This window comes from uncultured Caballeronia sp., assembly GCF_964243625.1.
In the GTDB taxonomy this organism is placed as follows: domain Bacteria; phylum Pseudomonadota; class Gammaproteobacteria; order Burkholderiales; family Burkholderiaceae; genus Caballeronia.
In genome coordinates, this window is record NZ_CAXTGZ010000187.1 from 1 (window position 1) to 10179 (window position 10179).

Genomic DNA, 10179 nt, shown 5'->3' on the forward strand with positions numbered 1-10179 from the left:
CACGATGTCATCCGCAGGTCCAAGCAGATCATCCGCGCCGCCCTGGTACATGAGCGGGTCGGTCCAGAACTCGGGCGGCATTTCTGCCTTGCGTGCGCGCCTGACGAGTTCGACGTGGTTCACATAGGCCGAGCCGTCGGCCCACTGGAATGCGCGCGGCAGCGGCGCCATGCACGCTTTGGCATCGAACGTGAATGAATGGCGCGCACGGCCCTGATTGAGCGCGTCCGACAAATCGAGCAATTGCGGCGCGTAGAAATTCCAGTCGTCCAGCGCGCGTTGCAGCGTCGGCACGATCGCGTCCGCAATGGCGGCCGTGCGCAAATCACGTGATACGACGACCAGTTGGCCGTCGCGCGTCCCGTCCTTCAGCGTGGCAAGTTTCATAGAGCGTTTCGACGTTTAGTGACGATGGAGGAAATCTATTTTACGATGGTGAATCGTGTCCACCCCGTTTTTACCGCCCGGTTTGTGCCGGAATCGATTTCTTCATGTCATCTCCCAGCCGGCCAGCATCGTCCTTAAGGTTGAAATCACGGTTGGAACCACCGGCTTTCGAACCCGCCGACGCGGAAGATTCCTCCGATACCGCCGGGGAAAAGTCGCGTTCCGGCATTCAGTCGATCGAGGTGGGTTTCCGTCTGCTCGACGTGCTGACCAACGAGCCGCGCGCCATGATGCTGCGCGATCTCGCCCAGCGCGCGGGGATGAGTCCGGCGAAAGCGCACCGGTATCTGGTGAGTTTTTTGCGGCTCGGCGCGGTATCGCAAGATCCGGTTTCCGGGCGCTACGAGCTTGGCGGCTTCGCGTTGCAGATGGGTCTTGCCCGCCTTGCACGCGTGGATGGCGTGAAGCTCGCGCGTATCGCACTGACGGATTTGCGCGACCGGCTGGACCAGACGGTGGGGATCGCGGTATGGGGCAATCAGGGCCCGACAGTCGTGCACTGGATGGAATCGAGCCATCCAGCGAAGGCATCGTTGAAGCTTGGCGATGTCATGCCGCTGTTGTCGTCGGCGACGGGTTTGCTGTTTGCCGCGTGCCTGCCGCGCAGCAAGACGCAGGCGATGCTCGATCGCGAACTCGAGGCCACGCGCCAGACCATGGCAGATGTGGAACCCTTGCTCGCCGAGATCCGCGCGCACGGTGCATCGCGCGTCGAGGGCATGTTGCTGCCGGGGATCCATGCTTTCTGCATGCCCGTGTTCGACTCAACCGGCGATCTTGCGCTCGGACTGATTGCGCTAGGTCATGAAGGATCGTTCGATACCCGCTGGGGCGGCGACATCGATACCGCCTTACGCGAATGCGCCGGCCAGCTTTCTTACGAACTCGGGTACAAGCCGGGAGAACGGTAAGATTTCGATGCGCCTGATTTGCAGCGTGTGCGGAACGCCGCGGCGCACGCATGAGTCACATTGGCGTTGGCGCCAATGGCTCACATCCATTCACGCTCCTTTTCTGCCCGAACGCTTCCGACCTTATTGATGCCGTTCTCTTTGCTTCGCCGCCGTCGCACTGTATCCGGCGCCTCGTCCGATGAGTCATCCGCCGCTCCATCCTTCCGATGGACCTTGTGGCTTGCCGTGCTGCTTGCAGTTCTGGCCCTGCATTGGGCTGCGGGACGCTGGGTGGACAGGAGCCGGAATGTATCGAATCCCGCGCCCGCCGAGCATGTCCCGGTGCAAGTGGAGTTGCTGACGCCCAAGCCCGTTGCGCAGGCACCGGCGCTTCCTGCGCAGCCGCCGAAGCCGGCACCGAAGCCAGCACCGCAACCGGCCCAGCCGACGCACGCCATCACGACAGCACAACAAACTGCTGAAGCCGCACAAGCAGCGCAAGCCGCTCAGGCCCAACAATCAGCTCAAGCCGCACAAGCGGCCCAGGCCGCCGCAAAAGCCGCCAGCGATACAGCAGCCGCGCAAGCGGCATCGGCCGCGGCTGCAAAACCAGCCGCTTCCGGCGATAAATTCGACGTCCCGCCCACCGGCGACCTCCGCTACGACACGTTGATCAACGGCGTCATGAACCAGACCGGCACGATCCACTGGATCAATTCGGCGCAACACTACGAGATGGTCGTATCGATTCCATTGCCGTTCGTCGGACCGTTCGTGTATTCGAGCAAGGGTCATATCGACGGCTTCGGCATCGCACCCGAGCAATACTCGGAACAACGCGGCCGCCGCGCCGCCGACATCACCGTCTTCGATCGCAGCACGAAACAACTCGTCTACACGCGCACGCCGAACAGCCAGCCGCTTGTCGACGGCGCGCAGGATCGTTTCAGCGTCGTGATGCAACTTGCGAGCCTGGTACGCGGCTCACCCGATACCTACAAACCCGGCGTCGTGCGCCAGTTCAGCGTCGCGGACAACGACAGCAACGAGCTCTGGCCGATAGAAACCGTCGGCGACGAAAACGTGCCAGCCCGCGACGGTAACGTACAGGCGCGTCATTTCACGCGTCTCGCAAGACGCGACAACGACCGTCGCCGTCTCGACATCTGGCTTGCGCCATCGATTGGATGGCTGCCGGTTCGTATCGTGCAAACCGAGCCCAACGGCTTGCAGATCGAACTGCTTTGGCGCGGCAAGCTCCAGCCGCCTTCGTCCACGCCGGGTGCGGGCACGGCGGATGCGACTCCTGATGCGACACCCGGCGCGCCCGAGCCCGACAAGCCCTGACCCGCAGCATGTTTCATGCAGTCACAACGCATGCAAACGGGTTAAAGATTGCAACGGAAGCATCCGTTAAGAAGGTATGCAGACGACTCCAGGCGCGCGGTTGTGCAACCAAGGTTCGATCCCGAACTGAACCCGCATTCCAACGGAGCCAGTATGCATGTGACGATTAACGGTATCGACACGCGTTATGTTGTGAGCAACGAAGGTGGTGGTCCATGGCTGACCCTGGCCCATCATCTTTCAGGCGATTTATCGGTATGGGACCAGATCGCGGGTTACTTCCGCGATGACTACACGGTACTGCGTTACGATCTTCCCGGACATGGTGAAAGCGCCGCGCCCATGGAACCATTGAGCATCGAAGCACTTTCCGGTCATCTTGCCGAGCTGTTGAGCAAGCTTGGCGTGACATCGACGCATCTGGTCGGGTTGTCGGCAGGCGGGATGATTGCGCAGCAGTTCGCAGTCGACCATGCGGACAAGGTGAACACGCTGACCGTTGCAGGCGCTCCGGTTTTCACAACGAGCGAGATGAAGCCGGATTTCGACAAGCGTGCAGCCAACGTGCGGCAAAACGGCACGCCGAGTATCGTGGAAGCTACGGTACAAAGCGTACTGACGGAACGGTTCAGAAAAGCGCATCCTGAAGTGGTCGAACATGTTGGCGAAATGGTTGCACGGACGTCCGTTGAAGGTTTCGCCAAAGTGGCCGAAGCCATCAGGGATTTCGATCTGCGAGGGCGAGTGGCGTCGATTAGTGCGCCCACGCTCGTTGTTGCAGGTGAACACGATGTTGATTTACCGCCGGCGCAGTCCAAAGTGGTGGCGGATTCAATACCCGGTGCAAAATTTGAAATACTTGACGCGGCACATCTGTCCCCGGTAGAAGAAACACAGCGTTTCGTGGCTCTTCTGGAAACATTTTTGCGGGAGAATGTCTAACAAAGGTCCTCGATTGGCTTTCGGAATCAACGTCGAGGCCACCCCTTGAATTCCAACCCAAACGCTCAATGTAAGACGCAGAAACGCCTTACGGGCAAACAGGAATAAGGAGTGTCGCCATGCAGATGATTTACAACAGCCCCAACTATTGCGTAGTCGAGTTCCCGCCGCAGGACAATCATCTCGCCATGAAGGCGGGGGGTTACGAGATCGTGGACAAGACCATGCAGCGCGAAATCTTTATCGACGGAGCGCTTGCCGCACGATTCCGCGAGCATGTTCAGAAGTTGATGCAGGAAGAGCAATCGCTTGAAGACGTCGATGAATTTCTCGGCCAATTCGACATATTGATGAACCAGCCGGTGATCCTTCACTAACGTAGCGCCCCGACTGCGCAGCAAGAACACCCGCGACACCCCTGAAAACCCCGCCATGCAAATGGCGGGGTTTTTTGTTCGCTGCGCGTTTGAAGAAAAGGCCGTTAAAAAGCGTTTGTGCCCTACTACAGATACAATGTTGGGCTATTTAAGCCTGTTTGGAGCCATGTCCATCATGAATCCGTCCCCCACCCCGAAATCCGCCGCCGAACGCCGCCCCTACACGCGCGGCGCCGTTTTGCCTGCGCTGTTGCAGCAGCGCATTCTTATCCTCGACGGCGCGATGGGCACCATGATCCAGCGCTACAAGCTCGACGAAGCGGCGTATCGCGGAGAACGGTTCGCGGACTATGACCGTGACATCAAGGGCAACAATGAATTGTTGTCGATCACGCAGCCGCATGTGATTCGCGAGATTCATGACCAGTATCTGGCTGCGGGCGCGGACATCGTCGAGACGAACACGTTTGGCGCAACGACCGTGGCCCAGGCCGACTATGGCATGGAGTCGCTTGCCGACGAGATGAACGCGCAATCGGCGAAGCTGGCGCGCGAAGCATGCGACGCATTTTCGACCCCGGACAAGCCGCGCTTTGTCGCCGGCGCGATCGGACCGACGCCCAAGACCGCGAGCATTTCGCCGGACGTGAATGACCCGGCCGCGCGCAACGTCACCTTCGACGAACTGCGCGAGGCCTATTACGCGCAGGCCAAGGCGCTGATGGACGCGGGCTGCGACCTGTTCCTCGTTGAAACGATTTTTGACACGTTGAACGCAAAGGCGGCACTTTTTGCGCTCGATCAGTTGTTCGAAGACACGGGCGAGCTCTTGCCTATCATGATTTCCGGCACGGTCACCGACGCATCCGGACGGATCTTGTCGGGCCAGACGGTCGAGGCGTTCTGGAATTCGCTGCGCCATGCGCGGCCGTTGACGTTTGGTTTGAACTGCGCATTGGGCGCGGCGCTGATGAGGCCGTACATCGCGGAACTGGCGAAGCTTTGCGATACGTACGTGTCCTGCTATCCGAACGCGGGCTTGCCCAACCCGATGAGCGATACCGGTTTCGATGAAACCCCGGACGTGACGTCGAACCTGCTGAAGGAGTTTGCTCAGGCGGGACTGGTGAACCTGGCTGGCGGATGCTGCGGAACGACGCCGGAACATATCGCGGAAATCGCGAAGGCGCTCGCCGATGTCAAGCCGAGGAAGTGGCCGTCGCATTATCGTGAAGCCGCCTGAAAAGACAACGCAATCAGCGAAGCAATAAAGCAACGTTCAGGGACACCATGACCGATCACACCATGCGCCTTTCCGGCCTCGAGCCGTTCAACGTCACCGACGGTTCGCTCTTCATCAACGTGGGTGAGCGGACCAACGTGACGGGATCGAAGGCGTTCTCACGCATGATCCTCAACAACCAGTTCGACGAGGCGCTCGCCGTCGCGCGGCAACAGGTCGAGAACGGCGCGCAGATCATCGACATCAACATGGACGAAGCCATGCTTGATTCGAAGGCGGCCATGGTGCGCTTCCTGAACCTGATCGCGTCCGAGCCGGACATCTCGCGCGTGCCGATCATGATCGACTCGTCGAAATGGGAGGTGATCGAAGCAGGATTGAAGTGCGTGCAGGGCAAGGCGATCGTGAACTCGATCTCGCTCAAGGAAGGCGAAGAAGCCTTCCGCCATCACGCCACACTGATCCGCCGATACGGCGCCGCAGCCGTCGTCATGGCCTTCGACGAAGACGGCCAGGCCGATACCTACGAACGCAAGACGCAGATCTGCAAGCGCTCGTACGATTTCCTCGTGAACGAAGTCGGCTTTCCGCCTGAAGACATCATCTTCGACCCGAACATCTTCGCAATCGCAACGGGTATTGAAGAGCACAACAACTACGCCGTCGACTTCATCAACGCCACGCGCTGGATCAAGGAAAACCTGCCGTTCGCCAAGATCAGCGGCGGTGTATCGAACGTGTCGTTCTCGTTTCGCGGCAACGATCCGGTGCGCGAAGCCATTCATACCGTGTTCCTGTATCACGCAATCCAGGCCGGCATGGACATGGGCATCGTGAACGCGGGGCAGCTCGGCGTGTATGCGGATCTCGATCCCGAACTGCGCGAACGCGTGGAAGACGTAGTGTTGAATCGTCGTGAAGACGGAACGGATCGCCTGCTCGAAATCGCCGACAAATTCAAAACCGGCGCCGCGAAGAAAGAAGAGAACCTGGAATGGCGCAATCAGCCCGTCGATAAACGCCTCGCTCACGCGCTCGTTCATGGCATCACGAACTTCATCGTGGAAGATACGGAGGAAGTTCGTCAGCGCATCGAAGCTGCGGGCGGACGTCCGATCAACGTGATCGAAGGGCCGTTGATGGACGGCATGAATGTCGTCGGCGACCTCTTCGGAGCGGGCAAGATGTTCCTGCCGCAAGTGGTCAAGTCGGCGCGCGTGATGAAGCAGGCCGTGGCGCATTTGATTCCGTACATCGAGGAAGAAAAGAAGCGCATGGCCGATGCCGGCGAGGACGTGCGGCCGAAGGGCAAGATCGTGATCGCGACCGTCAAGGGCGACGTGCACGATATCGGCAAGAACATCGTCTCCGTCGTGCTCCAGTGCAACAACTTCGAAGTGGTCAACATGGGCGTGATGGTGCCCTGCGCGACCATCCTGGCGAAAGCCAAGGAGGAAGGCGCGGACATCATCGGCTTGTCGGGATTGATTACGCCGAGTCTCGAAGAGATGGCTTACGTTGCGTCCGAAATGCAGCGCGACGACTATTTCCGCGGCAAGCAGACGCCGCTGCTGATCGGCGGCGCGACGACTTCGCGCGTGCACACGGCCGTGAAGATCGCGCCGCATTACGATGGCCCCGTGGTCTATGTGCCGGATGCGTCGCGTTCGGTATCGGTGGCGTCGAGCCTGCTTTCCGACGAAGGCGCGACCAAGTATCTCGTCGACCTGAAGACGGACTACGAGCGCATCCGCACGCAGCATGCGAACCGCAAGGCCACGCCTATGGTGACCTACGCCGAAGCACGCGCGAACAAGACGAAGATCGACTGGGCGAGTTACGAGCCGAAGAAACCCACGTTCATCGGGCGGCGCGTCTTCAAGAACTACGATCTGGCGGAGCTGGCGAACTACATCGACTGGGCGCCGTTCTTCCAGACCTGGGATCTGGCCGGACCGTATCCAGCGATCCTGAACGATGAGATCGTGGGCGAATCTGCCCGGCGCGTTTTCTCCGATGGCAAGTCCATGCTCTCGCGCATCATCCAGGGCCGCTGGCTGCAGGCGAACGGCGTGGTCATGCTGCTGCCGGCGAACACGGTGAACGACGACGACATCGAAATCTATACCGACGATACCCGCACGCAAGTCGCCATGACGTGGCGCAATCTGCGTCAGCAAACCGTGCGTCCGATCGTGGACGGCGTGCAGCGCGCGAACCGGTCGCTGGCGGATTTCATCGCGCCGAAGGAATCAGGCGTGAAGGACTACATCGGCATGTTCGCGGTGACGGCGGGCCTGGGCGTCGAGAAAAAGGAAAAGCAGTTCGAGGCCGATAACGACGACTACAGCGCCATCATGCTCAAGGCGCTGGCCGACCGCTTCGCTGAAGCCTTCGCCGAGGCGCTGCACGCGCGGGTGCGTCGTGAATTGTGGGGCTACGCGGCCGGCGAAACGCTCGACAACGCCGCCATGATCGATGAAAAATATCGCGGGATCCGGCCGGCGCCGGGCTATCCGGCGTGCCCGGACCATCTGGTCAAGCAGGACATGTTCGACGTCCTGCAGGCAAACGAGATCGGCATGACGGTGACCGAGTCGCTTGCCATGCTGCCGGCGGCGAGCGTGTCGGGTTTTTACATAGCACATCCGGAAAGTACGTACTTTTCGGTCGGCAAGATCGCGGACGACCAGGTGGAAAGCTTCGCGCAGCGCATGGCGTTATCGAAGAACGACGCCGAGCGCGCCCTCGCTCCGTTGCTCTAGCCTTATACCGGGAATTACAAACGCGCAATTTTGGCGAAGACAGTTACGGTTATTTTGGATTTCCTTACACTGGAACCGTGCGCAGGACCGTCATGGCGGCGGTCACGCACTCTTAAACGTCTCGGAGAAAGTCGAAAATGATCAAGCTGACGCCTGTCCTCGCTGTTGCGGTCGCGGTGCTGTGTACATCGTTGAGTCCGGCCGCTTTTGCGCAGGCCCCAAAGCCTGGTATGGGCGCGAGTTCCAGCACTGCGTCGAGCTACTCGCCGCCTGTCACCGAGCACAAGAAAAAGCCCCGCAAGCCGAAGATGAAGAAGGGCATGGCTATGCCGGCGTCACAGTAAGCAGTCAGCAACAGGCATTGATATGAACAAAAAACCCCGCAATTGCGGGGTTTTTTATGTGCTGCCTTAATACTCATGCCGCTCGAACGCTGGCCGAAGTCAAACGCCCCAAAGGATGTCGCCGTTCGCCTGATGCGCGAGACGCATCATGTCGAGGAACGGATACGCCCGTTGCGACAGGCCCACGGGGATTTCATGCGGCTCGTGGCCGGCTTCGCCTTCGTGGAAATGGCCGTCGTGTTCGGCGCGTTCCTGTTTGTCGGTGGCGACCGCCGCTTCCAGTTTCTGGATGCAGGCCGGCAATTCCTCGTGCGTGATGACGCCGCGCTCTCCCAGCCGTTTTCCTACGATGCCCAGTAAATAGTCAGCGAGGTTATCGAGCATCTGCACGTCGGGTGCAGCGCTGGTTTTGAATGTGATCAGCATGGCAAGGTCCCTTCCTTTTGTTGTTGGCCTGTTGTTCGGCTAAATGTCTGGCAATGTATTGGGCGATTCAGAGAGTGCGCGGCGACGTCCGGCCAATCAGTCCACAGCGCCAGCGCATTGTTCCAACTCCTGAATCTTTTCCCCGGCTTGACCCTGATTCGACATATTAGCACCTGCTAAAATCCCGAATTAGCTGAGCAAATGTTGCGCCGGATAGCAAACCGCTGGTCTGTCGCTACCGCCGGGAACGGCTGCAGCCATGCCTCCAGACGCGAACATGCGCATGCGCGCGAGGCAGTCCCGACCGACTGCCCGACCTCTGTTTGTCGCGCTTTTTACCCGCGCGCGGATTGAAAATTACCCGCGCGCGGAAACGAACAAACACATCACCGGATCAAGAATCAGCATGCTGCCCGCACAAAAACTTACCCTCGAAACGCTGCTGACCGATGCAGTCAAGCAGGTCGTACAGGCGTCGCAAGGCGCATCGGAAGCGAATTTCGTTACGCCGGCAATCGTGCTCGAACGCCCGAAGGTCGCGGCGCACGGCGACGTGGCGTCGAACGTCGCCATGCAGCTCGCCAAGCCGCTGCGCGCGAATCCGCGGCAACTGGCGCAACAGATCGTCGACGCCGTGCTGGGATTGCCCGCGGCGCAAGGTCTTGTCGATGCAGCAGAAGTCGCCGGCCCTGGGTTCATCAACTTGCGGCTGGCGGCAGCGGCGAAACAATCCGTCGTGCCGGCGGCGCTCGCCGAAGGCGTCGGCTACGGCCGCAGCACGCGCGATGAAGGCAAGCAGGTGCTGATCGAATTCGTCTCCGCGAATCCGACCGGGCCGCTGCATGTGGGGCACGGCCGTCAGGCGACGCTCGGGGACGCCCTTGCCAACCTGCTCGCAACGCAGGGCAACGCGGTGCATCGTGAGTTCTATTACAACGACGCCGGCGTGCAGATCGGCAACCTCGCGGCCTCCACGCAACTGCGTGCGCGCGGTTTCAAACCCGGCGACAAGGAGTGGCCCGAGAACGCGTACAACGGTGAGTACATCGCTGATATCGCGCGTGATTACCTGGCCGGCGCAACGGTTGCGGCCAAGGACGGCGCGCCCGTGACGGCAAAGGGCGACGTGGACGACCTCGATGCCATTCGCGTCTTCGCCGTCGCCTATCTGCGCCATGAACAGGACCTGGACTTGACCGCGTTCGGCGTGGCGTTCGACCAGTTTTATCTTGAGTCATCGCTGTATAACGAAGGCCGCGTGCAGGCAACCGTCGATGCGTTGATCGAGGCCGGCAAGACCTACGAGCAGGATGGCGCGCTGTGGCTGCGCACGACCGACGACGGCGACGACAAGGACCGCGTCATGCGCAAGTCCGACGGCACGTACACGTACTT

At 60.2% G+C, this 10179-nt stretch carries 9 protein-coding genes and 1 pseudogene; 8 read left to right on the forward strand and 2 right to left on the reverse strand.

The genetic code is table 11. The annotated features are described in order from the left end of the window. Window positions 1-387, reverse strand: a pseudogene (locus ACFFAR_RS14620) (fumarylacetoacetate hydrolase); the annotation flags it as partial. Between the two features lie 104 nt (window positions 388-491). Between ACFFAR_RS14620 and ACFFAR_RS14625 the strand changes: the two are divergent. The 7 genes from ACFFAR_RS14625 to ACFFAR_RS14655 all read left to right on the forward strand — a co-directional run bounded on the left by ACFFAR_RS14625 (window position 492) and on the right by ACFFAR_RS14655 (window position 8358). Further along, complete coding sequence (locus ACFFAR_RS14625) at window positions 492-1358, forward strand: helix-turn-helix domain-containing protein (protein ID WP_174364179.1); 867 nt, start codon at window positions 492-494, stop codon at window positions 1356-1358. 129 nt (window positions 1359-1487) lie between these two features. Next, window positions 1488-2687, forward strand: a complete 1200-nt coding sequence (locus ACFFAR_RS14630; protein WP_174364178.1) for a DUF3108 domain-containing protein — start codon at window positions 1488-1490, stop codon at window positions 2685-2687. Between the two features lie 153 nt (window positions 2688-2840). Further along, window positions 2841-3629, forward strand: coding sequence for an alpha/beta fold hydrolase (locus ACFFAR_RS14635; RefSeq protein WP_375508049.1), 789 nt, complete (start codon window positions 2841-2843; stop codon window positions 3627-3629). Window positions 3630-3748: 119 nt separating this feature from the next. Beyond that, window positions 3749-4006, forward strand: a complete 258-nt coding sequence (locus tag ACFFAR_RS14640) for a DUF3567 domain-containing protein (RefSeq protein ID WP_056358215.1) — start codon at window positions 3749-3751, stop codon at window positions 4004-4006. A 175-nt stretch (window positions 4007-4181) separates the two neighbouring features. Further along, window positions 4182-5249, forward strand: a complete 1068-nt coding sequence (locus tag ACFFAR_RS14645) for a homocysteine S-methyltransferase family protein (protein WP_174364177.1) — start codon at window positions 4182-4184, stop codon at window positions 5247-5249. Window positions 5250-5296: 47 nt separating this feature from the next. Further along, complete coding sequence (gene metH / locus ACFFAR_RS14650; protein ID WP_062168782.1) at window positions 5297-8014, forward strand: methionine synthase; 2718 nt, start codon at window positions 5297-5299, stop codon at window positions 8012-8014. A gap of 137 nt (window positions 8015-8151) precedes the next feature. Continuing rightward, window positions 8152-8358 (forward strand): hypothetical protein, encoded by a 207-nt coding sequence (locus tag ACFFAR_RS14655; protein WP_062168780.1) that lies wholly within the window; start codon window positions 8152-8154, stop codon window positions 8356-8358. Window positions 8359-8457: 99 nt separating this feature from the next. Here ACFFAR_RS14655 and ACFFAR_RS14660 read toward each other — a convergent pair whose 3' ends face one another. Further along, entirely contained in the window at window positions 8458-8784 is a 327-nt protein-coding gene (locus ACFFAR_RS14660; RefSeq protein WP_061998286.1) for a DUF1840 domain-containing protein, read from the reverse strand. A 406-nt stretch (window positions 8785-9190) separates the two neighbouring features. Between ACFFAR_RS14660 and argS the strand changes: the two genes are divergently transcribed. Further along, the coding region (gene argS, locus ACFFAR_RS14665; protein WP_375508048.1) for an arginine--tRNA ligase at window positions 9191-10179 on the forward strand (989 nt) is incomplete at its 3' end.